Source organism: Rhodocytophaga aerolata (genome assembly GCF_030503435.1).
Classification (GTDB): Bacteria; Bacteroidota; Bacteroidia; order Cytophagales; family 172606-1; genus Rhodocytophaga; species Rhodocytophaga aerolata.
Genome location: NZ_JAUKPO010000003.1, coordinates 247,649 through 271,181 on the forward strand (window position 1 = coordinate 247,649; position 23,533 = coordinate 271,181).

The following is a 23,533-nucleotide window of genomic DNA, read 5'->3' on the forward strand; positions in this document are numbered from 1 at the left end:
AATACTGTACCAGTATGTAATAATTTATACTATTATTACCGGAATTTTTAGCAAAAAGTTTATATTAAAATAACAATTATTATCCTAAAATAGAGGTATTTTCATATAACAGCCTGTATAATTGTTCGATGTGCCGGTATGTATGTGCAATTTATTTTCTATTAATTTTTATGTTCTGCCTAGTTAAAAGTATATTTATCAGCGGTAGTGTGGTGTAAGAATTAGTATAAGTTAATCAGTAATTCGGTGCTTCTATGAATTGGCTTAAAGCGGCTTTTTCCCTTTTGTTTACCATTGTTCTGGTATTACTACTCAATAGCAAAATAGGTGACATTCCTCCTGTCGGAAAATTTTTGGATCCTTTTCATGGATTTTGGGCCAATGCGGAACGGAAAGAGGTAATTGAAGAAAAGAAATTCAATATTCCAGGTGTTCAGTCTCAGGTGCAAATCTTGTTCGACGACCTGATGGTGCCACATATCTTTGCTCAGAACAACCGAGACATGTATTTTGCCCAAGGCTATGTAACGGCCATGCACCGTTTATGGCAAATGGAATTTCAAACACACGCCGCCGCCGGACGTATTTCCGAAATTGTAGGCGAAAAAGCACTGGAGCTAGACCGCTACAGCCGCCGGATGGGTATGATGCAAGCAGCTGAAAATTCCTTAAAATCTATGATGGCTGATTCAACCAGTAAGATGATGCTGGAGGCCTATTCTGCAGGAATAAATGCATACATACAAACCCTTTCCCCGGAAGACTACCCCCTGGAATACAAACTTCTAGATTATGCACCGGAAACCTGGACACCTTTAAAATGTGCATTGCTATTAAAGCAAATGGCTTCTACTTTATCAAGCGGCAGCGATGATCTGCGGATGACAAATATTCTGCAAAAATACGGCAAAGAAGTGGTACAAAACCTTTTCCCGAATTATCCTTACCGGGAAGATCCTATTGTCCCTTCCGGAACTCAGTGGGATTTTACGCCTGTTCCTGTTCCAAGTCCTCCACAAAATACAACTACAGCTATTACGGAAGGAGTGCTTCCGCCGGCCCCCAGCCCGGAAATTGGTAGCAACAACTGGGCTATTAGCGCTGACAAATCTGCGACTGGTTACCCTATTCTGGCTAATGATCCTCACCTAACATTGAGCCTTCCTTCCATCTGGTATCAGATTCAGCTGGTATGTCCGGAAGTAAATGTATATGGCGCTTCTTTGCCCGGAGCACCGGGTGTAATTATTGGCTTTAATAATCAGGTTAGCTGGGGTGTAACGAATGTGGGGTCAGATGTACTGGATTACTACCAGATAAAATTTAAAGATGCCTCCAAAAAGGAATACTGGCACGACAACCAGTGGAAGAAAGTTACCCAAGTCGTAGAAGAGATAAAGCTGAGAGGAGGCCAACCTGTAAACGATACCGTTTTATATACGCATCACGGCCCGGTAGTATATAGTAGGGGAGAAAATGTGTTTAATACTCAAACACCAGTAGATCATGCCATGCGTTGGGTAGCCCATGAATCGCTAAACGAAACGCTTACTTTTCATAAATTAAACCGGGCAAAAAATTACCAGGATTATGTGGAGGCTCTTTCGTACTACGGTTCTCCAGCACAGAATTTTATCTATGCCGATGTATATAAAGATATAGCCATATGGCCCAATGGGCGCTTTCCGCTGAAGTGGGAAACCCAGGGTAAATTCCTGCTAGATGGCACTAACCCCAACCACGACTGGAAAGGATGGATTCCGCATGCACACAATCCGCATGTTAAAAATCCGCCAAGGGGTTTTGTGAGTTCAGCTAATCAGTTTTCGGCCGATACCACTTATCCGTACTATCTGGGCTGGGAGTTTGAAATGGCTGACCGTGGCATCCGCATTAACCAACGGCTGGCAGCTATGCAAGGAGCTACGGCAGATAGCCTGCGGATGCTACAAGCTGATAACTATAACCTATATGCAAAAACAGTATTACCTCAAATGCTCTCCTACGTGTACCAGGGCAAGCTCACAGATGAGCAAAAAAAGGCGTACGAAAAAATAGCCCAATGGAACTACTGGAACAATGCCGACGAAATTGGTCCTACTATTTTTGCCCGCTGGTGGGGCAGCCTGAATCAGGCCATCTGGGAAGATGAATTCGGCACCAAAAACAACATAGAAATGCGTTACCCCAACCGTGACCGGACCATACACCTGATTTTAAATGAACCTCAATCGCCATGGATAGATAATACTCAGACGCCAGAGAAAGAAACATTAGCGGATGTAGTAAATAAATCGTTTGTGGAAGCAGTAAATAAGCTAGAGGAAGACCTCGGCGAAGTAAGTGATAAATGGGCATGGGCCACATATAAAAGTACCGATATTATGCATTTGGCCCGTATTCCGGCTTTGAGCCGTATGGATGTAAGTACTGGCGGGGGTAGTGGTATTGTGAATGCAACTACAGGCAGAACGGGCCCTTCCTGGCGTATGGTGGTAGCTTTAGGACCAAATGTTAGGGGATATGGGGTTTATCCGGGCGGCCAGTCGGGGAATCCGGGCAGTTATTATTACGACAATTTACTGGAAACCTGGCGCAAGGGAGAATTATACGAACTGGTGTATCTGCAAAAGCCAGGCGATGCCAATAAACGGATAGTGAGCAAATGGATGCTGGAAAAATAAGTATACTTGCAAAGTTGGCACAAGTCATTCGCTGATCCAGATTTAAAAACCCTTTTTCATGATTAGGTATATACCCGTAAGCACCCATGAACATATCCACCAGATTGTAGAGCTGCAGCAACAGAATCTGGCCGGTAATCTAACAGACGAGCAGAAACGTTCTCAAGGCTTTGTAACGCTCGTGCATACAGATAATGTGCTTCAGCGGATGAACAATACAGAACCCAGTATTATTGCCCTGGATGAAAACAAGATAGCCGGATATTGCCTGGCCATGACGGAAAGCTTTGCCGAAGAATTTCCTGATTTACAGCCAATGTACCAGGAGATAACCCGTATGCAGGCAGAAAATACATTACCTGCCAAACCCTATATTACCATAGGCCAGGTATGTGTAGCACAGGAGTACCGCGGACAAGGCGTATTCGATAGTTTATATGAGGCTTTCAAAAAACAATTCAGCCAACGGTATGCATTTGCTGTTACAGAAGTTTCCGCCAGAAATCAACGGTCTTTACAGGCACATAAACGAGTAGGCTTTACCGTTATTCATACGCACCCCGGAGGCGATTGGCTAACCGTCTTATGGGATTGGAGCAGAAACTCGGAATAAATGCTAAAAATATAGCCAAGTTAATTTATTAGTCTTCCCTCAGAAAGTCCTTCAAGTCTTGCACACATTTAAAACTCCTGCCAGTGTACCTTTGAATAACAATCAAAATATTCTAAGATTGTAAAGTTTTTCAGAAGAATATACTCCCATTATACTTCAGCAGAAAGCGGGATACGTACTATGAATACATTACAACAACTGGCCGGACAGCTAGAAGGAAAACTTTACTACGATACAACAATGCGTACACTGTACGCAACCGATGCCTCCGCTTACCGCGAACTGCCTCTGGCTGTAGCCATACCCAAAACCATTGCCGATATAAAGAAATTAATTGCTTTTGCAAACCAGCAAAAAACTTCTCTTATTCCCCGGACTGCCGGAACTTCGCTTGCCGGACAAGTGGTAGGCAGTGGTATTATAGTAGATGTTTCGAAAGAGTTTACTAAAATACTCGAATTAAATAAAGAAGAGCATTGGGTACGGGTACAGCCAGGCGTCATACGCGACGAACTGAATATGTTCCTGAAGGAACATGGCTTATTTTTTGGCCCGGAAACCTCTACGGCTAACCGGGCGATGATTGGCGGAATGGTCGGCAACAACTCCTGCGGCTCTAACTCTATTGTCTATGGCAGCACCAGGGAACACTTAATTTCTGTAAAAGCTATTCTCAGCGATGGTTCTGAAACAGAGTTTAAAGCCATCAGTAAAGAAGAATTTGAACAAAAATGCCAAGGCCAGGGTACAGTAAGCCCTCTGGAAAGACAGCTATACCAAACTGTTCAGCAACTTCTTTCCGATCCGGAAAATCAGGAGGAGATCAGGCGGGAGTTTCCGAAGAAGACTATTCACCGCCGTAATACTGGCTATGCGGTTGACCTACTTTTAGAAACATCTCCCTTTACTCCAGCAGCAGAACCTTTTAACTTCTGCAAGCTCATAGCAGGCTCAGAAGGCACGTTGGCTTTTATTACTGAAATCAAGTTAAATGTATCACCGCTGCCTCCAAAAGAATCTGGCTTATTGTGTATTCATTGCCATACCATTGACGAATCTTTACGAGCCAATCTGGTTGCCCTACAATATAAACCTAGTGCTTGTGAACTAATTGACCATTATATACTGGATTGTACCAAAAATAATATTGAACAGAGTAAAAACCGATTTTTTGTACAAGGAGAACCAGGCGCCATTCTGGTAGTGGAATTGTCCAGGGAAACCCGCGAAGAAGTAGAAAGAGAGGCAGACTTGCTAAAAGCGGAATTACAACAAAAAGGGTTGGGATACCATTATCCGTTGCTGTTCGGAGAAGATACTAAAAAAATATGGACACTTCGCAAGGCAGGTCTAGGATTGCTCTCCAATATGCCAGGTGATGCCAAACCAGTTCCTGTTATTGAAGACACCGCCATAGATGTACAGGAATTGCCTGCGTATATCCGTGAGTTTAATGTGATCTTGGAAAAGCACGGCTTGCATTCTGTACATTATGCCCATGCCGGATCAGGCGAATTGCATTTACGTCCGATTATCAATTTAAAAACACCTGAAGGAAATGCCCTTTTCCGGACCATTGCAGAAGAAATAGCCATTTTAGTAAAAAAATATAAAGGTTCGTTAAGTGGCGAACATGGCGATGGCCGCTTAAGGGGAGAATTTATCCGGTACATGGTAGGTGCAAAGAACTACAAATTACTAGAGGAGGTAAAGCGGGCCTGGGACCCAAATAATATATTCAATCCTGGTAAAATTGTGGATACGCCTCCTATGCACACCAGTCTCCGTTTTACGCCAGGGCAAGAGACGCCACAATTCAATACTGTATTTGATTTTAGTGCTACCAAAGGCATTTTACGTGCAGCCGAGCAATGTAACGGTTCTGGCGATTGCCGCAAAACCCAGGCAAGTGGTGGCACTATGTGCCCCAGCTACATGGTTACCCGCAATGAGAAAGATACTACCCGCGCCAGAGCTAATATTCTGCGCGAATTTCTGACTAACTCTAATCAACCTAACCGCTTCAATCATGAAGAGATAAAAGAGGTAATGGACTTATGTATCTCCTGCAAAGGCTGTAAATCAGAGTGTCCGTCTAATGTAGATATGGCTAAGATGAAAGCAGAGTTTTTGCAGCAATATTATGATGCCAATGGGATAAACTTCCGTACCAGAATGGTGGGTAACTTTACAAAAGCTACCAGTATGGCTGCTATTGCCCCTGGTGCTTATAACTTTTTATTCAAAAATGAATTAACGGCTTCCATCGCTAAACAAGTAATGGGCTTTGCTCCCAAACGGTCTTTGCCATTGTTGCATAGCACTACTTTACAGAAATGGTATAAAAAGCACCAGGCTAAAAATAAGGTTCAGGGTACAAAAGGTAAAGTATATCTTTTCTGTGATGAGTTTACCAACTTTAATGATACAGAAATAGGCATTAAGGCCATTCAACTCTTGGAAAAGCTAGGCTATGAGGTAATTATACCTGCACATCAGGAAAGTGGCCGTACCTATATTTCTAAAGGACTATTGCGGGAAGCAAAGAAAATAGCTATACAAAACATCCAAATGTTGAAAGGGCTGATTACTCCCGAAACACCTCTTATCGGCATAGAACCTTCGGCTATTCTTACTCTCCGTGACGAGTATCTGGACCTGGTAGGAGAGGAGCTGCTGCCAGAAGCTGTGAAAATTGCTGGTAATGCCTTACTGATAGACGAATTTATAGCTAGAGAAATAGATAATGGCAACATTACTAAGGAAGCTTTTACCCAGGAGAAGAAGCTGATAAAACTCCACGGCCACTGCCACCAGAAGGCATTGTCATCTCTTACGCACACCAAAAAGATGCTCTCCTTACCCGAAAACTATACCATGCATTTGATTCCATCCGGCTGCTGCGGAATGGCGGGTTCCTTTGGCTATGAAAAAGAGCATTATGAAGTATCTATGCAAATTGGCGAGCTGGTATTATTCCCAACTGTACGTAAGCAACCAGCAGAGGTACTAATTGCCGCGCCAGGCACTAGCTGCCGCCACCAGATTAAGGATGGCACAGGCCGCCTGGCATTACATCCGGTAGAAATTCTCTGGGAGGCATTAAAAAAATAACTTTTAAACTGTAGGTTTCTACTATTTAATTTAATACATATTCTCATCCCAACAAAGGCAGCTTTAGTATTATAAAAGCTGCCTTTATTCTACTTGTATAGTAATATTTTTCCTGTTTTTTATTCAATTATTAGAATAATTGATAAACCTTTAATAGATTACCAATCTACTTTGACAGGGAACAATAAACTCATTACATAATTTTTACATTCACATATGTCTGCATTTTTAGGTGAACTGGTAGGCACCATGGTACTTATTATCCTGGGAGGTGGTGTGGTGGCTGGCGCTATTTTAAAAGGAACAAAAGCCGAAAATTCAGGCTGGATAGTTATTACCATAGGCTGGGGATTAGCTGTAACTTTGGCCGTGTACACAGCTACCAAATTTAGTGGAGCCCATCTAAATCCGGCTGTTACCTTGGGATTAGCTGCCGTTGGCGACTTTCCCTGGACGGATGTTCCTATGTATATTGTTGCCCAACTGATAGGTGCCTTTTTGGGAGCTACCGTTGTATGGGTACACTATCTGCCGCATTGGAAAGAAACCAGGGATCAAATGACGAAACTAGCCGTATTTGCCACAGGCCCAGCCATCCGGAAACCCTGGTCTAACTTGCTGAGTGAAATGATCGGCACCTTTATTTTATTATTTGGTATATCTGCTATTGGGGCAAATAAATTTACAGAAGGCTTAAATCCCTTGGTAGTGGGGTTACTGGTAGTGGCTATTGGCCTTTCTTTAGGCGCCACAACCGGATATGCCATCAATCCGGCTAGAGACTTAGGCCCCCGAATCGCCCATTTTGTCTTACCTATTTACGGCAAAGGAAGTTCTGACTGGGCATATGCCTGGATTCCCATCGTAGGACCTATCATAGGAGGTATGCTAGGAGCTTTGGTATATAAAGCCTTATTTACTCAACAAATTTTCGGATTATTGTGGGTAGTAGTAACCATAGCATTATTAATTATAGTAATTGCTGTTGTGAAAGAGAGTTCTTCGGTACCGGGCGTGCCACAGCAGAAGCAAAAAAACTAACTGAAATTTTTGGGCATTTCTTTCCTAGACTTGTTTTATTACAGGCTATTGTATCTCTCTATTTCAACATTTATTTAGTTACCTACCACCTTTATTTACTTTTACAAAAATTTTTGTTGAAATCCATCAGCAAAAATACAAATAAACTTACCACTGCTTCTCTAGCAAAAAATGGATCATTCGAGCATGCTCAACATTGGATATTTGCTCTTAAGATAAAATAGAAGAATATTTTCAAAATTTTCTTACGTAAGAAAACAAGTGCATTATGCTTATAGACTATATTTTCGGCTAACTTTTGTTAAATTCTATAATAAATATTACATGAAAATTACGTCAACTGTAAGAGATTTAACAAAACTCTATCTAACAACAGTCGGATTTTATCAATCAAATAGTGCGTATTCGTATAATATAATTTTTTTACTATATGCTTACCGGACAAATCATAGCTATTATTTGAAAAATTATATTTAATAATATTCTTTATGTATTATTCTTAGTTCTGCCTTTACTTTAATTTAGAAATATAAATATTACTAGTTAAAAGGAGAAATTTCATTTATTTACACACCTCCTATGAATTATTAAAATATTCCTATCAAAATGCCTCTATTTTCAAATATCATACTGCTATAGTACAATTTAACAAATCTATGGATTTAACTTTATATTAAAAATTTTATATTTATTATAAGGAGCATACTACAGCACTTTAACAATTATGCGTTTTTTTGTACAAGCAAATATTATCTCCACTTTTTGTATTTTACTAATAAAGCAATGCTCTTAGATTTGCATAGAACACAATAAATGTAAAATCGCAATGAGAAAGAAAACAACTTTATTAGCTGTACTTATAACACTTATGAGTACTTCTCTTTTTGCTTCTAATGATAGAGGCGAGGTAAAAGAAAATGCACAGCCTATTGTAAGACCTACCAGCAAAAAATCTGTTTATCAGGTTGTATATCAATCTGCACATAAAGGAGCTGTTACGGTAAACATTTTAGATGCAAATGGCAAAGTGATTATGGTAGACCGCATCATCAATGATTCAGAAGGCTTTATGCGTCCATATAACTTTGCTTCTTTGGCAGAAGGAAATTACCAGATTGAAGTGAAAGATCACACTGGCCGCGTAGTATTACCATTAAACCATACAGTTGCTGTGGCTCCTGTTAAAGTTAAAATCCAAGCCTTAGATACAAAGAAGTTTCAGCTGGTTATGGTTGGACAGTCATCTGGTGGTTTGCAGGTAGAAATTAAAGACAACAACAACCGGATTGTATACAGCGACTATATTCAAACATCTAGTAGCTTCAGCAAGGTTTATAACTTAAGCCAGTTACAAGCTGAGAACTTTACGTTTGAAGTAAAAAACAACAACAAAGTAATTACTTCAGAACAATTTTAATTCTTCTGCCACGGTATTATAACCTGGTTATTACCAACAGCTTCTGGCCAACGTCAGAAGCTGTTTTGCTTTTTGTAGTAATTCTTTCAAAGAATATACATCCTAAATGGCCCTTTCCCTTCAGGCTTTTGTCTTATCTTTGAAATAGTACTACTTTTTTTACTCATGCAAACATTTCTGGAGCAGGCTGCGGCGCATGTGTTCAAAACCTATCCGGACAGGTTGCACCGGATTGTTGTAGTATTGCCTACCAACAGAGCTTGTTTTTTCTTTAAACGTGCCCTGGCTATGCAGGCAGATACCCCAGTGTTTGCCCCCAATGTATTACCTATTGACGATTTTATTACGGAAACCGCAGAGGCAGAACTAGTAGAACCGATAAGCCTGCTGTGGCTGCTGTATGATGTATGCAAAGAAATAGACCCGCATATACAATTCGACCGCTTCACTTCCTGGGCACATCCGCTACTACAGGATTTTGATAAGATAGACCAGTATCTGGTAGATACAAAAGATCTATTCAGCTACCTTACTAAAGTAAAAGCCATAGAGCGCTGGCAGCCAGATATATTACCTACCTCTTCGGCTATTCATTCTCAGCTGGTAGACAACTATTTTAAACTCTGGGAGAACCTCGACCGGACTTATGCTGCGCTGAAAAGCAAACTTCAGGAACAGAAAAAGGCGTACCGGGGTATGATGTACCGCTGGGTAGCTGAGCATCCTGAGAAACTGCTGGAAGCTAACGAGGTAGACCAGTATATATTTATTGGATTAAATGCTTTAAGTTTTGCTGAAGAGAAAATACTGAAAGAACTGGTTAAAGCCCGTAAAGCTACTCTGCTTTGGGATACGGACAGCTATTATATGGAGTATAATATAGAAGCCAAAGCCGGAGATTTGTTGCGCCGCTATAAAGCACAAGGTAAGTTAGGAGAGTGGAATTGGCAAGCTGACTACCTGTCAACAGATAAAAAAGACTTTTATATGATTGGGGTGCTTAATGCCAGTATGCAAGGCAAAGTGGCCTCTCAGATTTACCTCAACCTTCAGAAAGAAAAAATTTCTTCGCTGCCTTTAGAAGAAAACTCTTATACCGATTCAGGGATGACGGCCATTATACTGCCCGACGAGAATTTATTAATGTCTGTTCTTCAGTCGCTGGACCCGGCAGTAGAGGATTTTAACATTACCATGGGCTTATCTCTTAGAAGCTCTGCCCTGTTTACCTTAGTGAACCTACTCTTTGAGCTTCAATACCTGACTTTATCGGGCAGAGGTACCCAGAAAAAAACAGCCAAGTTTAATCACCGGCATGTAGTAAAAGTACTTACACACCCATTTATCAAACAATACGAACAACTTTTTCTACAGGCTCAGGAAGAGAACACTAGTGAAGAAGGAGGTACAAGTAATTATATCCGCCATACACTTACTTATATTACAGAGTTTAATAAAGTATTTCTCAGCCCGGAAGAATTACAGAGTTTAGGTAAGCATGAACAGCTTTTTACAGTATTGTTTACTCCCTGGAACGGAGAAGCCCGCAAAGCCTTACAGTGTTTCTACAATTTGATTGATGTATTGCGCAAAGTATATAAAGTACACAAAGATGCCATAGAAACAGAATATTTGTTCCGTTTCTATAAGATTATCAAACGGCTGGACACTATTTTACAGGAACGCGAGCAGCAAGCTGGAACAGAAACTCTATCCTTACGCAGCTTAAAATTATTTTTATACGAATTATTTAAACAAGACAAAATTCCATTCAGCGGAGAGCCGGTAAGCAAGTTGCAGATTATGGGTATGCTGGAAACCCGTACACTAGATTTTGAAAACGTGCTTATTCTGTCAGCCAATGAAAAGGTTTTGCCGGGCATAAAAAAGCAAAATTCCCTAATTCCTCTGGATATCAGCCTGCAATTTGGCTTGCCCAATTACCGCTCGCAGGAAGCCACGATAAGCTATCACTTCTACCGTTTGCTGCAGCGGGCAAAAAAAGTATATTTCTTATATGTACTGCCATCTGAAACCTATAATGCAGGGGAAAAAAGCCGGTTTTTGCATCAACTAGAACATGAACTGGCCATGCAAAACCCAAATATCCGCATCCATCACCAGACGGTAAAATTATCAGAAAACACATCTGCGCCAGCTGTACTGCCCTTACAAGTAGAAAAATCAGCACCGCTGCTGGAGCATTTAAGCCGGGAGATCGGTAAAGGAATTTCCCCTACACAAATCAACACCTATATTACCTGCTCCTTGCGGTATTATTACAGCTACCTAAGCAACCTGAAGGAAGAGGAAGAAGTGCAGGAAAGTATGAGTGCAGGCACTTTTGGAAATCTGGTACACAAAACTTTAGAGGAAATTGACCATGAACTGGCGGCTTTTGGCAGAGCCATACAGAAGGATGACATCCGGCAAATTTTAAAAACCATTCCTGCCAGGGTACAAAGAATATATGCTGAAACCCATCCAGGGGGCAGTTTGCAAAATGGATTAAATTTTCTGCTTTACAAAGTAGCTTCTCATGTCATCAGAAACTTACTGGAACACCAGCTGGAAGAAGATATATTTCCGCTGGAAATTCTTGGGTTGGAAAAAACATTGAGTACCAGCCTAACGCTTGACATAGAAGGAAAGCCCGTAAAAGTACAACTATATGGCCGCCTGGACCGGATAGATAAAGTAGGAAACACCATACGGATTATTGATTATAAAACCGGCAAAGTAGAAAAAAATCAGTTGAAGGCTGGAAGCACCGATCTGGAGACAGTATTAGTAACCAACCCGGAAGCAGACAAAGTGCGTCAGTTATGGCTATACAAGTATATTCTGGCGAAGCGAATGCTACATGAAAAAGGGCTGCGTTTGGCTGACCGCCATTTGTCAGCCGAAGAACATGAACTGATTGCAGGGATTTATTCTTTCCGCAATATTGGCGAAGGGTTACTTACCGACCAACTTAGGTTTAATGAGGGAGCTGGCCATACTCTGGAAAATTTTGTTTCCCAATCAGAAATATATCTGCAAAAACTTATTTCAACTATACTGAATCCGGATAAACCTTTTGAGCGTACTACCCGGCTGGAATCGTGTACATTCTGCCCGTATACAGGTATTTGTGGGCGGTAAGCCCAACCAGTAGTGTACGGATAAAGATAGCTATTAATAAAAATAGGGTAGGTTAGTATGGTATTATCTCAAAATATTTGTATACTTCAGATGGTTTTTGTATATATTTTTAACTCTCACTGATGCAGACCTTACTAAATAAGCCTATCCGGAAATTCAGTAATTTTAATTTAATACGTAATCAGCAACTCACCAGAATAGCTTAACCACTTATGGAGATTGCCTTAGTGTTAGGACTACTACTATTAGCTATCGTGCTGTTTGCCACAGAGAAATTGTCGGTAGATATAGTTACGCTGATTCTGCTTATTGTGCTCATTCTGAGTAATATACTTACGCCCGCCGAAGCGTTTGCCGGATTCAGCAGCGATTTTATTGTTATTCTTGCTTCTATATTTATTATTAGCGGCGCTTTACGCGAAACTGGTGTACTGGATAAAGTAGGGGGCAAACTTGCAAACCTATCAAATGTTAGTCCGGGTATACTTATGCTGTCTGTGATGTCGGTAACTGGTACCATTTCGGCTTTTATGAATAATACCACTGTTACAGCACTATTTGTAGGCCCTATTCTGGGCATGTGCCGGCGGCTGAATATAAGTGCATCCAAATTGTTGATGCCACTGGCATTTGCTTCCATTCTGGGTGGTACCTGTACCTTGATTGGCACGTCTACGAATGTAGCGGTAAGTGGGTATATGCGGCAGATGAATTTGCCTGCTATTGGTATGTTTGAAATACTGCCTATAGGATTAATTTTGTTTGGTACGGGTACTCTATATATGGTACTGATCGGGCGACATTTTTTACCTAATCATATTGACCATAACCTGACAGATGAATATGCTATCCGGGAATACTTAAGTGAGGTAGTTGTAGTACATGGTTCCCCCCTGATTGGGCAGAAAATTATAGGTTCCAACCTAAGCCGTATGGATATCCGCATCCTAAAACTTATCCGGAATAAAACGCAGTTTTTTCCGCATCCGCATTTAGAAATTGAAGCAGGAGATATGTTGCTGGTAGAAGCCAAGATTGATCAGTTAATAAAAATTAAGGAAACTAACGGCATTCAGATAAAAGCAGATACCTTGGATGATATTACGATACAAACCGATGGTATCCGGCTGGCAGAAGTACTTATTACAAATAATGAATCGGAACTGGTAGGTACTACAATCAAGCAAGCTGGCTTTAGGCAGCGTTATGGCCTGGTGGTGCTGGCTATTTACAGACATGGGCAACCATTGGTAGATAAAATCAGCAGTATAGAGTTACGCTTAGGAGATCTATTGCTGGTTCAGGGCACTTCCGAACGTATACAGGCTATAAAAGAAAGCCGTGATCTGGCAATTATTGGAGAAGAGTTTACACCCATTAAGTACAGAGAAAAGAGGGGCTTTTTTTCAATCATTGTATTTATGCTGGCTGTAATTGCCGGATCATTGGGACTGGCACCTTTATCTGTATGCTTTTTGACGGCTGCTGTACTGGCGGTTATTTCCAAATCTATGCCTATTGAGAAAGCTTACACAAGTATTGATTGGCGCTTACTGATTCTTATTGGCGGTATGAGTGCGTTTGGCACTGCCATGGAAAAATCTGGCGCCTCTGACTTTTTAGCCGCTCATGTAGTAAACTTGCTAGAACCTTTGGGTGTCATCTTCATCATGGCAGGCTTTATTATATTAACTGTATTTCTGACTCAGCCCATGTCTAATGCGGCAGCGGCCTTAGTAGTTTTGCCTATTGCCCTGAAAACAGCTGAAGAGTTAGGAGCCAATCCGCGTTCATTCGCCATAGCTATTATGCTGGCCGCCTCTGTATCGCTAGTTACTCCTTTTGAGCCCTCGTGTATTCTGGTATATGGCCCCGGAAAATATAAATTTTTCGACTTTCTGAAGACTGGCTCTATTCTTACATTAATCCTCATTGCCCTGCTCATATTTTTTGTACCTTACTTCTGGCCTTTATGAACATTTCCTAGCCTTAAAGCCCAGTAATCATTAATACCTCTGGCCAAAGTTTATTACTTCCGGGGCTCTTATATCAAAATCGCTTAGGCGCAGACTCGGAATGCCTGAAAACTGGGTCCGGAATATGGCCGCATTATTAGGAATGTTGGGGTAATAGCCTAAACGGAACTGGAAAGTATTAAACGTAAGATTCTCGTTCCTGATTCTAAAGCCTAACCCATATCCTTGAAATAATTGACCGGCAAACAGGTTTACATCCGCAGGAGTGATCATGCCCAGATCGGCATAAGTAAAGCTGGCTATCTGAAAGCCTAAAATATTAATAGGTGTAAAAAATACCGTTTCCAGGTTGACTACTATACTTTTGGTACCCCTCAAAGCCAGATTACCTATTCCGCGTATACCATTGGAGTTGCTAATATCAATAAACTCTGTGTCAAACCGGCCAATGCCCTTTGTAAAACGGAAATCCACAAATTGCCGTACCCGCCATGTTCTAAGCATAAATAACCGGCTAAAGTATTTTGTTCCTAGGCGTAGTACACCTTCTTCCCATCGTTTGTTATCTATAAAACTACCAGCCTCAAGCGTGTTAACCAGATAGCCAAAGTTAGGATAGTATTTGCCTCGGGAGGCTTTTATGCCTGCATACATCCGCCTGCCAAACTCATTGCTTTCCAGGCCGCCAGTAAACGATAACATTCCTCCATAAGGTACGTCCTCTGTACGCCCAAACCCATAGATTAATACATCGCGGAAATAGCTGCGGTTAGAAATACCTACACTCACTAAACTTAAAAAACGGTTCCAGTATAATTGATTGGTATCTGCTGTAACTAAGGGACGTTCATTAAAATTATTGCTGGTTACCCTTCCTGCCAGAACAATTCGTGTTCGCTGCCTGAAATTTTCGCTGCCAATATTGATAGGAAAAGACCGGCCAAGCCATACATCAGTTAAATTAAAGGAATAGGTAAACCGCTGAGCAACCGTATCGGTGCCAAAAGGGATAAACTCCCGAAGTAACCGATGTTGTGTCACTTCAAGGCCACCGGCAAATTTGGTACTGGGTGTCAGGAAATCTCTACGCAAACGCAACCCATAAATATTCTGATTCCACTCATTAATATAGCTCAACTCACCAAAAATGAAGGTTTTGCCAATGAAAGGTACCCGGTAATAGCCCCGGTAGCCCCACTTCTGGTCACGGAAAACATTATAGGATACTTGGTTAATTAATTCATGACCTAATCCAAAAATGTTTTTATCGTCCAGCTTAGCATTTCCGGAAGTTAAGCCGCCAATAGCAAAATCGCCGGATATTGACCAGTTATCCTGCACAAGTACAAGTACATCTACGGTATCTCTGTCGTGTATTCTGGGAAGCACAAAAATGCGGGCATCTTGAATAAAAGGTAATTGCTGCCTGAGCACCCGTTCATTATCTGAAATAATGCGTGGATTTAATGGTTTTCCTTTACTAAACAATAAGCTTTGCCGGATTACATAAGACTTGGTAGAAACATGCATGGTATTGCCGGCCCTTTCCAGCCAGTTATCTGCCTGCCGCAGGGTATCATTTACCCTGGCACCAAAAGGGTCTAACGTATTAATATCAATTCTGCCAATAATGCGGCCTTCGTACTTATCATACCGGTTGTCTGTTTTTTGAGTAGCAAAAGAAGCGGCATTTTGATACGGCTCCCGGAAGAGCATCCGGTATAATTCACGCGTAACTCTGGTCTTAGAAAATGTTTTTTTCAGTTTCTCATAAAAATGCCTAGAGGAATCTGCCTCATTTTTTCTTTTCTGAATAGATTCCAATATTTCATTATCACCCACTATTAATCTATTATGGGTAGTATCCTTAAGGGTACGTATGGTATCGTTCCGAATCTGAGCGGATAAACCACTGTATACTAACAATAGAAAAATAACGCCCGCCCATCTATTCAAACACCGCTTAGTCACATTACTCGGAATTAATTTAATATTTAAATTGTACTTTATGTATATTTGTCGCTTTATTTAAACAAGCAGTACCTTGGAAACCACACTTATTCGCAAACAAATCGAAGGTTATAAGGAAAGGGGCCTCCGGCTTTTTTCTACTTCGTCTTTTCAAACACACAGTGTTGTATTACTGCATATTTTGAGCCAGATTGACCGGACAATCCCAATCTACTTTATCAATACTGGCTTTCACTTTCCTGAAACTGTAGTTTACAGGGATCAGATAACCCAGTTATTAGGGTTAAATTTAGTGGATTTACACTCCAGTACCTCAAAGCATATGCAGAAAGATGCTTCCGGCCGATTACTTTTTACTTCTGATCCTGATTTCTGTTGTCATTTAAACAAAGTTCAGCCACTTGATAACGTATTAGCTGAGCATGATGTTTGGATTAATGGCGTACGAGCCGACCAGAGTGATGTGCGCAAACGCATGAAGGTAGAACAGCCGGCGCCGCACGGTACTTTCCGCTTTCACCCAATGCTCGACTGGAACAGCCGGATGATTGAACAGTATTTGAAAGAACACAAACTTCCACGCCATCCGCTGGAAGCGCAGGGATACTTTAGTATTGGTTGTGAACCTTGTACCCGCAAGTTTGATCCGGAAATGCTGGAACGTGAAGGCCGCTGGTATGGACTAAAGAAAACAGAGTGTGGCTTGCACACAGAATTAGTCTCTAAATAAACAGAAATGGATGTGGATGAATGAAAAAAGATTAGTTATGATTTATTTTCATTCATCCCTATTTTTTATCATTCGTCAATAATCATTCATCCCTATTCAATATGAATATACTCATTACAGGCGGAGCCGGTTACATTGGCACTGAGCTGGTAAGGTACCTTGTTTCCTTTCCGCAAATAGACAATATTATTATCTACGATAACCTTAGTAAAGGAAATTACAACCTGTTTCTGGGCAATCGGCTGGAAACAAACAAAATTAAATTCATTTTTGGAGATCTGTTAGATTCACGAAAACTGCGAAAGTCATTGCAGGGAATAGATATTGTATTTCATCTGGCCGCTAAAGTAACCACTCCTTTTGATAATACAGATTCGCATTTCTATGAGCAGGTAAACCATTGGGGAACGGCAGAACTGGTGTATGCTATAGAAGAAAGTCAGGTTGCTAAACTAATATATGTAAGCAGTACATCTGTATATGGCTCTTCTTCTGACGTACTTACTGATGATAGCAGCCCAAACCCGGAAACTTTTTATGGTGTTTCTAAATTGCGGGCAGAAACCCATATCAAACGGCTGTTCAACAAGATTGATACCCTTATCATCCGTTGCGGCAATGTATATGGATACAGCCCCAGTATGCGGTTTGATGCAGTAATTAACCGGTTTATGTTTGATGCGAACTTTAACAACCGGATTTCTATCAATGGCAATGGCAAGCAACACCGGTCTTTCATTCACATAGATAAATTGGTAGCTGGCTTAACTCAGGTTATTTTAAATGAAATTCCTTCTGGTATTTATAACCTGACAGATAAGAATATACAACTGCTTGATTTGATAGATGTATTTAAAGAAATTTTTCCGAGCCTCGAATTCCTGTTTATCAATCAGCACCTTACGCTGAAAGAGATAAAGATAGACCCTAACAGTAAGCTTAGAGAATATATAACATTGCCTGAAACTTCACTCAAACAAGAATTAATCAGCTTTAAAGAACGGTTTGCCTTTAGCTCTTCTGATGTTATTTTGCAAGACAAAGGCTATGGACAAGGTATCTAACATTGCAGTTCTGAATCTATTTTGCCTATGAATGCTTGTTCACCTTATAGGTGGCTACTTGTACGTGTAATAGCTTTTAAGAAATACAAGCTACCTTTTGCTAGCGTATAACGGCATCTATGAGTTTGTGTCACTATAGGTTGCCTAGTTTGGCGCAGGTATTAATCAAAGGTGAATTAACTTTCTGTTCTTTAACAACTCCTTAAGTTCTGGCGGTAATCCAAAATGTTCATCAATAAAATCATCCAGTACTTCCTTCGTTTCGGGAGATAATTGCTCTGCAATTTCCTCTATGGCCCGTCCACTAATCATAAATGGCATGGCTGAAAAAACAAGATAGCTGCCTTCACAATAGGCGTATATTTGGTATTCTGAAATGTCCGTGACAGGCGTTTGATAAATTAAACAGTTAGTTAACCAGGCATCTATATCTGGTCCATGTTCCTTTAGCATTTTATGCCGGCGGCTCATTAAATCTACCCGCTGATTAAAATACGTGTTAATTAGCTCCTTTGAATACTCTGATAAACTGTTTTGCATTTCTGCATTACATGCCAGGCAAATGGCATACTCAGATACTACATCTTTAGCTGTATAGGTAGGGTATTTTTTAATTGCTTTTTCAATTACATACGGGGTATCTGACTCCAGGAGTTTCTTTTTGCATACCAGGCACTCTTCGAAAGGTTTTTGAGTTGCATAGCAATAGAAAATCTGAGGTATTTGTATATATCCAGCATTATGTTCTTTGTTTGAGGAATCCATGTAAAAGAGTGGTTTTGCGAGTATTATTTAACTCTGGGAGCAACACTAAAGTTTCAGAAAATTTACTCAGGCTTTTTATACCAATCCTACAACCCATTCCCGCACCCTTTTGTTAGTGTTTCATGTATAGATTGTGCCTAGTTCACTTCAGTAGTATTCTGTTAGCACACAATCAATAAAGGCATCTCATTCAACTATAAAACCATTTACAAAAAAGTATCCCGCTGCATGTGCTTCCATATACATACAGCGGGATACTTTTTTATAGACCAATCAGCCTATTATCAGGCACTCAGCAGAGCCGTTGTTATTCTGCAGGAATCAGTTTAACATCCACTGGTATTTGTTCATCTGCAAAAACTAATAAAGCCCGTAAGTTAGCAGGCAGTAACGATGAATCTATTTCGTTTTTATTGATTGAGAATCGTAAATCCAGGTTTTTATCTGTTAAGGTAACAATGTCAAAGGTTGTTTCATCAGCTGTCCCTTTATCTAAGATTAACGTTGTCTCATTGGAGCCAAATTCCCATTTGCCAGGAGTGGTAGCATTGGTTGTACGATTGGTAGCTATATAGCTGCCATCTTTATTAAATTTAAAATTAGAATTAGTTACGCCTCCTAAATATTGCGCAACGCCTAGAGTGGTCAAATTCTGTCCGAAAGCAAATAAATCCTGAAACTTCCAATCTCTGCCCGTGAGTATATCTGTTTTGGTGGGTTGCTTGGGTTCATCGTCTTTTTTACAGCCAGAAATAATACATATTGATAACAACAAGGCAAACAATAGCGCAGAATATCTTTTCATTTCAAGGAAGAGTTAGGAGTAAAGTTTATTGTGGATTAAAGTTAAATATACGCAATTCAACGCACATTCACATAGGCATCTTCTATGTGCAGTATTTTTTTACAGAATTCATATTCATACGGCTGGTTAGAACAGATAATGACAATGCGGTTATGCAGATTCTGTGCAATCTGTTGGTTATACCAGGTTACACCGGTTTTATCAAGATTAGAGGTAGGTTCGTCTAATAGAAGAATAGGCGTATCTGAGTAAAAAGCTAATCCTAATTTTAACCGTTGCTTCATACCAGACGAAAAAAACTTAACAGGTTTGTGAAAGGCTTTTGGCAGATAAATTAATTCTACAAACTCTTTTGTTGTAATCCCTTTCCGTAATGGCTTAAACCGGGTGTGAAAAGTAACGGTTTCAATTAATGTAAATTCTTCAATTAACTCCTGATAGGGGGTAGCCATTACCAGGTAACGAAAAAACTCATCTGGTGTAATAGTTTTCTGATTTTGCAGGAAAGTAAGCTTACCTTCGGTAGGTGGCAGTATACCAGCAAGTGTTTGTAATAATGTAGATTTGCCGCTTCCGTTAGCGCCGGTTATCGCATAGGATTGATTTGCAGAAAATGAAGTAGATAGATTTCTAAATATCCAATCGCGGTTAAATTTTTTCCCCAGATTTTCTACATGAATCTGCATTGAATCATTAAATAAATTAGCGCATGGCCTGATAATTAGACTATGCTTCTGAGGAAATTCTTAATTAAGCAACTAACAGAGTAGATTGGCAAAAAGAGTAATGGCGCATAATTGTAAATGCTTTTATTTTAAGCATCGTTGCCCTTCATAATGCCTCTTTCTGAGCTTTTAATGAAGTTTAATATCTCATCTCTTTCCTTAGAAGGGGCCATTTCTACCTCTATCAGATCTACAGCATCTGCATTGTTCATTCCGCGCAGGTAAATATTTCGATAGATTTCCTGAATTTCATTTATTTTCTCATTTGTAAACCCTCTTCTGCGCAAACCTATTGAGTTAATTCCACAGTAAGCCAAAGGTTCACGGCCGGCTTTTGTATAGGGCGGAACGTCTTTACGCACTAAAGAGCCTCCGGAAATCATGGCATGTGCACCTACTTTCACAAATTGATGTACCGCCGAAGCACCACCAATAAAGGCATAGTCCTGCACTTCAATATGGCCGGCTAATTGTACAGAGTTTACAATAATTACATTATTGCCAATAATACAATCGTGTGCTATATGCACATATGCCATAATCAGGCAGTTTTTGCCAATCATGGTTGTATTTTTATCCAGGGCTGTACCACGGTTAAGGGTTACACACTCACGAATTACTGTATTATCTCCGATTTCTACCGTAGAAGGTTCCCCTTTGTACTTCAGATCTTGGGGGGGTGCTGAAATTACTGCACCAGGATATATCTGACAGTTTTTGCCTATCCTGGCACCTTCCATAATCGTTACGTTGGGGCCAATCCAGGTTCCCTCTCCTATATGTACATCTTTATATATAGTAGTAAAAGGCTCTATCGTAACGTTCTGAGCAATTTTAGCATCCGGATGGATGTAAGCTAAGGGTTGATTCATTTTTTTCTTACAATACTTGCTGACATAACTGCTTCACAAACTAGGTTACCGGCTACAAATGCCTGGCCCTGCATTTTGGCAATGCCTCTTTTAACAGGCGCAAGTAACTCGCACTTAAATATAATCGTATCACCCGGTAACACCATCCGTCTGAACCGGCAACTTTCAATACCTAACAGGTATGCCCAATAGTTTTCAGGATCGGGTACAGAATTTAGCACCAGTATGCCGCCTGTCTGTGCCATTGCTTCAATCTGAAATACCCCAGGAAATACTGGATTACCCGGAAAATGGCCTTCAAAAAAAGGTTCATTAATCGTTACGTTCTTAACTCCGGCCACCGTAGATTCATCCAGATAAATAATTTTATCTACCAGGCGGAAAGGAAAACGGTGAGGCAATATTCGGGCTATATCGTTAATATCCAACACTGGAGGTAATTTAGGATCGTAATGTGGAATATTATTTTTTGCCGATTCACGCATCACTTTTTTTATTTTTTTAGCAAACGCCACATTAGCAGCATGCCCCGGGCGCGCAGCCAGAATTTGTGCCTTCAATGGTCTGCCAGCAAGTGCTAAGTCACCTACTAAGTCGAGTAGTTTATGACGGGCAGGTTCATTTTTATACCGCAGTTCAACATTATTCAGGATACCCTCTTTTTTAACCTCTACCTTTGGTTTGTTAAATAAGCTGGCCAGATAATCTAATTCATCGTCGCGTATAACCCTATCTACAATTACAATTGCATTGTTCAAATCACCACCTTTTACTAGGTTTTGCTTGTGCAGCATCTCTAGTTCATGCAAGAAACAGAAAGTACGGCAGGCAGCAATTTCTTTTGGAAACAGGCGTATATCATTTAACGAAGCATGCTGGCTACCTAACACCGGCGAGTTATAATCTACCATAACGGTAATGCGGTAGTCATCTAATGGAAGGGCAGCAATTTCTACGTTTCTTTCTTTATCCCGGTAATGAATGCTTTCCGTAACTTCAAAATAGTTGCGCAAGGCATTTTGCTCCTCTAATCCTGCTGATTCCAGTATTTCTACAAACTTTTGGGAGCTGCCATCCATTATGGGTGGTTCCGGCCCATCCAGTTGAATAAGTACATTGTCTATTTGTAAGCCAACCAAAGCGGCCAATGTATGCTCTACAGTATTAATCCGGGCACCGCTTTGTTCAATGGTTGTACCTCGGGACAAGTCAACTACATTATCTACATCGGCATCTACAATGGGTTGCTCTTCTAAATCTACCCGTTGAAATTTATATCCATGATTGGGTTTTGCAGGTAGGAACGTCATATTAACAGGTACTCCTGTATGTAAACCTACGCCTGATACTGTTACTGATTTCTTAATAGTATGTTGCTTAATATTCATCCAAAGAGTATGATTAGTATTGAGTATTGAATGTCAGTTAAAAGATGATATATTATAAATATTATATTATTACTTAAAAATGTAACATTTAATGTTGGTATTATTCCCTGTAATTAGCCAAATTCACTGCGCATTACTCAATACACGTTACGTTTTGTCTGACAAATTTAATATTTTTTCTTCCAAATCATCAAGCTTCTTTAGTAAAAGGGGTAACTTTCTGAATATCACCTGTGATTTCAAATTTTCTTTATAGTCAAATGCCGGAGAACCCTGCACAGCCGTACCAGGTTTAGTAATACTTTTTCCTATTCCAGACTGGGCTCCAACACTTGTTTTATCGGCAATACGGATGTGTCCGACAAAACCTACCTGACCACCCACAACACAATTTTCTCCAATTTTTGTTGAGCCGGAAACACCTGTCTGTGCAGCTATTACTGTATTCTTTCCAATCTCCACATTATGTGCTATTTGTATAAGATTATCTAGTTTTACTCCTTCACCAATAATTGTGCTTCCCAGGGTGGCACAGTCAATAACGGTGTTGGCTCCTATGCTTACATTATCTTGCAGGATTACGTTCCCTACTTGAGGAATGGGTTTATAGGAGCCATCGGGTTGTGGGGCAAACCCAAATCCATCGCTGCCTATCACTACTCCGGCATGAAGAATACAATTGTTGCCAATAATGCTTCCAGAATAAATTTTTACACCGGGATGAACAACGGTATAATCACCAATTTGCACGTTATCTCCGATATAGGCTTGTGGGTATATCCTTACATGCTTGCCAATCGTGCAGTTGTGCCCAACATAGGCGAAGGCCCCAACATATATATTTTCCCCTACCGTTGAACTGCTGCCAATAAATGAAGGTTGCTCTATTCCTGTTTTACTGTTATTGAGCAGTCTGTTATATTCATTCAGCAAAACGGTAAAGGCTGTATAGGGATCTTTTACCAGAATTAAGGCAGCACCTATCTCTCTTTTTGGCGTATACTGATCGCTTATAATAATGGCTGATGCCTGCGTGGTATATAAATAGGGTTCATATTTAGGATTTGACAGAAAAGATATGCTGCCGGGTATACCTTCTTCTATTTTAGAGAGTGTATGAATCTTAGCAGACGCATTTCCTATAATTTTTCCTCCAAGTATGCTGGCGATTTGCTGTACGGTGAATTCCATTCGATAGTTTAGAAAGAGAATTTTCGAATTTCG

At 40.4% G+C, this 23,533-nt stretch carries 16 protein-coding genes; 9 read left to right on the forward strand and 7 right to left on the reverse strand.

Annotated features, from left to right (window positions below; genetic code table 11):
- The first annotated feature begins 254 nt into the window (after positions 1–254).
- The 7 genes from Q0590_RS07840 to Q0590_RS07870 all read left to right on the forward strand — a co-directional run bounded on the left by Q0590_RS07840 (position 255) and on the right by Q0590_RS07870 (position 13,989).
- A complete protein-coding gene (locus Q0590_RS07840) occupies positions 255–2,684 on the forward strand; it encodes a penicillin acylase family protein (RefSeq protein ID WP_302036958.1) in 2,430 nt (809 codons plus the stop codon).
- A 58-nt stretch (positions 2,685–2,742) separates the two neighbouring features.
- On the forward strand, positions 2,743–3,297 hold the full coding sequence (locus tag Q0590_RS07845; RefSeq protein WP_302036959.1) for a GNAT family N-acetyltransferase: 555 nt from the start codon (positions 2,743–2,745) through the stop codon (positions 3,295–3,297).
- A gap of 180 nt (positions 3,298–3,477) precedes the next feature.
- Positions 3,478–6,411, forward strand: a complete 2,934-nt coding sequence (locus Q0590_RS07850) for an FAD-binding and (Fe-S)-binding domain-containing protein (protein WP_302036960.1) — start codon at positions 3,478–3,480, stop codon at positions 6,409–6,411.
- Between the two features lie 216 nt (positions 6,412–6,627).
- Positions 6,628–7,452 carry an MIP/aquaporin family protein gene (locus Q0590_RS07855; protein ID WP_302036961.1) on the forward strand — a complete coding sequence of 275 codons (825 nt, stop codon included), beginning with the start codon at positions 6,628–6,630 and terminating at the stop codon, positions 7,450–7,452.
- An 868-nt stretch (positions 7,453–8,320) separates the two neighbouring features.
- Positions 8,321–8,869, forward strand: a complete 549-nt coding sequence (locus Q0590_RS07860) for a hypothetical protein (RefSeq protein WP_302036962.1) — start codon at positions 8,321–8,323, stop codon at positions 8,867–8,869.
- Between the two features lie 165 nt (positions 8,870–9,034).
- Positions 9,035–12,013, forward strand: a complete 2,979-nt coding sequence (locus tag Q0590_RS07865) for a PD-(D/E)XK nuclease family protein (RefSeq protein ID WP_302036963.1) — start codon at positions 9,035–9,037, stop codon at positions 12,011–12,013.
- A gap of 212 nt (positions 12,014–12,225) precedes the next feature.
- Positions 12,226–13,989, forward strand: coding sequence for an SLC13 family permease (locus tag Q0590_RS07870; protein WP_302036964.1), 1,764 nt, complete (start codon positions 12,226–12,228; stop codon positions 13,987–13,989).
- Positions 13,990–14,019: 30 nt separating this feature from the next.
- On the opposite strand, the gene Q0590_RS07875 is transcribed toward Q0590_RS07870, so the two are convergent.
- On the reverse strand, positions 14,020–15,945 hold the full coding sequence (locus Q0590_RS07875; RefSeq protein ID WP_302036965.1) for a BamA/TamA family outer membrane protein: 1,926 nt from the start codon (positions 15,943–15,945) through the stop codon (positions 14,020–14,022).
- An 88-nt stretch (positions 15,946–16,033) separates the two neighbouring features.
- Here Q0590_RS07875 and Q0590_RS07880 point away from each other — a divergent pair, with 88 nt between their 5' ends.
- Entirely contained in the window at positions 16,034–16,690 is a 657-nt protein-coding gene (locus Q0590_RS07880) for a phosphoadenylyl-sulfate reductase (protein WP_302036966.1), read from the forward strand.
- A 101-nt stretch (positions 16,691–16,791) separates the two neighbouring features.
- The gene (locus Q0590_RS07885) at positions 16,792–17,754 is read left to right on the forward strand and encodes an NAD-dependent epimerase/dehydratase family protein (RefSeq protein ID WP_302036967.1); all 963 of its coding nucleotides are present in this window, start codon (positions 16,792–16,794) and stop codon (positions 17,752–17,754) included.
- Between the two features lie 165 nt (positions 17,755–17,919).
- Here Q0590_RS07885 and Q0590_RS07890 read toward each other — a convergent pair whose 3' ends face one another.
- The 6 genes from Q0590_RS07890 to lpxD form a co-directional block, all read right to left on the reverse strand.
- A complete protein-coding gene (locus Q0590_RS07890) occupies positions 17,920–18,519 on the reverse strand; it encodes a hypothetical protein (RefSeq protein WP_302036968.1) in 600 nt (199 codons plus the stop codon).
- Between the two features lie 307 nt (positions 18,520–18,826).
- Positions 18,827–19,324 carry a hypothetical protein gene (locus Q0590_RS07895; protein WP_302036969.1) on the reverse strand — a complete coding sequence of 166 codons (498 nt, stop codon included), beginning with the start codon at positions 19,322–19,324 and terminating at the stop codon, positions 18,827–18,829.
- Between the two features lie 56 nt (positions 19,325–19,380).
- Positions 19,381–20,010, reverse strand: a complete 630-nt coding sequence (locus Q0590_RS07900; RefSeq protein ID WP_302036970.1) for an ABC transporter ATP-binding protein — start codon at positions 20,008–20,010, stop codon at positions 19,381–19,383.
- A gap of 128 nt (positions 20,011–20,138) precedes the next feature.
- Complete coding sequence (gene lpxA, locus Q0590_RS07905; RefSeq protein ID WP_302036971.1) at positions 20,139–20,921, reverse strand: acyl-ACP--UDP-N-acetylglucosamine O-acyltransferase; 783 nt, start codon at positions 20,919–20,921, stop codon at positions 20,139–20,141.
- Positions 20,918–22,309 carry a bifunctional UDP-3-O-[3-hydroxymyristoyl] N-acetylglucosamine deacetylase/3-hydroxyacyl-ACP dehydratase gene (locus Q0590_RS07910; RefSeq protein ID WP_302036972.1) on the reverse strand — a complete coding sequence of 464 codons (1,392 nt, stop codon included), beginning with the start codon at positions 22,307–22,309 and terminating at the stop codon, positions 20,918–20,920. The genes lpxA and Q0590_RS07910 overlap by 4 nt, the downstream gene beginning before the upstream one ends.
- Positions 22,310–22,456: 147 nt before the next feature.
- Positions 22,457–23,500 (reverse strand): UDP-3-O-(3-hydroxymyristoyl)glucosamine N-acyltransferase, encoded by a 1,044-nt coding sequence (gene lpxD / locus Q0590_RS07915; protein WP_302036973.1) that lies wholly within the window; start codon positions 23,498–23,500, stop codon positions 22,457–22,459.
- Positions 23,501–23,533: the final 33 nt, after the last annotated feature.

Excerpts from the sequence above, each read along its gene's own strand:
- Q0590_RS07840 (WP_302036958.1), top strand. The coding sequence starts at position 255 with ATGAATTGGCTTAAAGCGGCTTTTTCCCTTTTGTTTACCATTGTTCTG.
- Q0590_RS07845 (WP_302036959.1), top strand. The coding sequence starts at position 2,743 with ATGATTAGGTATATACCCGTAAGCACCCATGAACATATCCACCAGATT.
- Q0590_RS07850 (WP_302036960.1), top strand. The coding sequence starts at position 3,478 with ATGAATACATTACAACAACTGGCCGGACAGCTAGAAGGAAAACTTTAC.
- Q0590_RS07855 (WP_302036961.1), top strand. The coding sequence starts at position 6,628 with ATGTCTGCATTTTTAGGTGAACTGGTAGGCACCATGGTACTTATTATC.
- Q0590_RS07860 (WP_302036962.1), top strand. The coding sequence starts at position 8,321 with ATGAGTACTTCTCTTTTTGCTTCTAATGATAGAGGCGAGGTAAAAGAA.
- Q0590_RS07865 (WP_302036963.1), top strand. The coding sequence starts at position 9,035 with ATGCAAACATTTCTGGAGCAGGCTGCGGCGCATGTGTTCAAAACCTAT.
- Q0590_RS07870 (WP_302036964.1), top strand. The coding sequence starts at position 12,226 with ATGGAGATTGCCTTAGTGTTAGGACTACTACTATTAGCTATCGTGCTG.
- Q0590_RS07885 (WP_302036967.1), top strand. The coding sequence starts at position 16,792 with ATGAATATACTCATTACAGGCGGAGCCGGTTACATTGGCACTGAGCTG.
- Q0590_RS07890 (WP_302036968.1), bottom strand. The coding sequence starts at position 18,519 with ATGGATTCCTCAAACAAAGAACATAATGCTGGATATATACAAATACCT.
- Q0590_RS07895 (WP_302036969.1), bottom strand. The coding sequence starts at position 19,324 with ATGAAAAGATATTCTGCGCTATTGTTTGCCTTGTTGTTATCAATATGT.
- Q0590_RS07900 (WP_302036970.1), bottom strand. The coding sequence starts at position 20,010 with ATGCAGATTCATGTAGAAAATCTGGGGAAAAAATTTAACCGCGATTGG.
- lpxA (WP_302036971.1), bottom strand. The coding sequence starts at position 20,921 with ATGAATCAACCCTTAGCTTACATCCATCCGGATGCTAAAATTGCTCAG.
- Q0590_RS07910 (WP_302036972.1), bottom strand. The coding sequence starts at position 22,309 with ATGAATATTAAGCAACATACTATTAAGAAATCAGTAACAGTATCAGGC.
- lpxD (WP_302036973.1), bottom strand. The coding sequence starts at position 23,500 with ATGGAATTCACCGTACAGCAAATCGCCAGCATACTTGGAGGAAAAATT.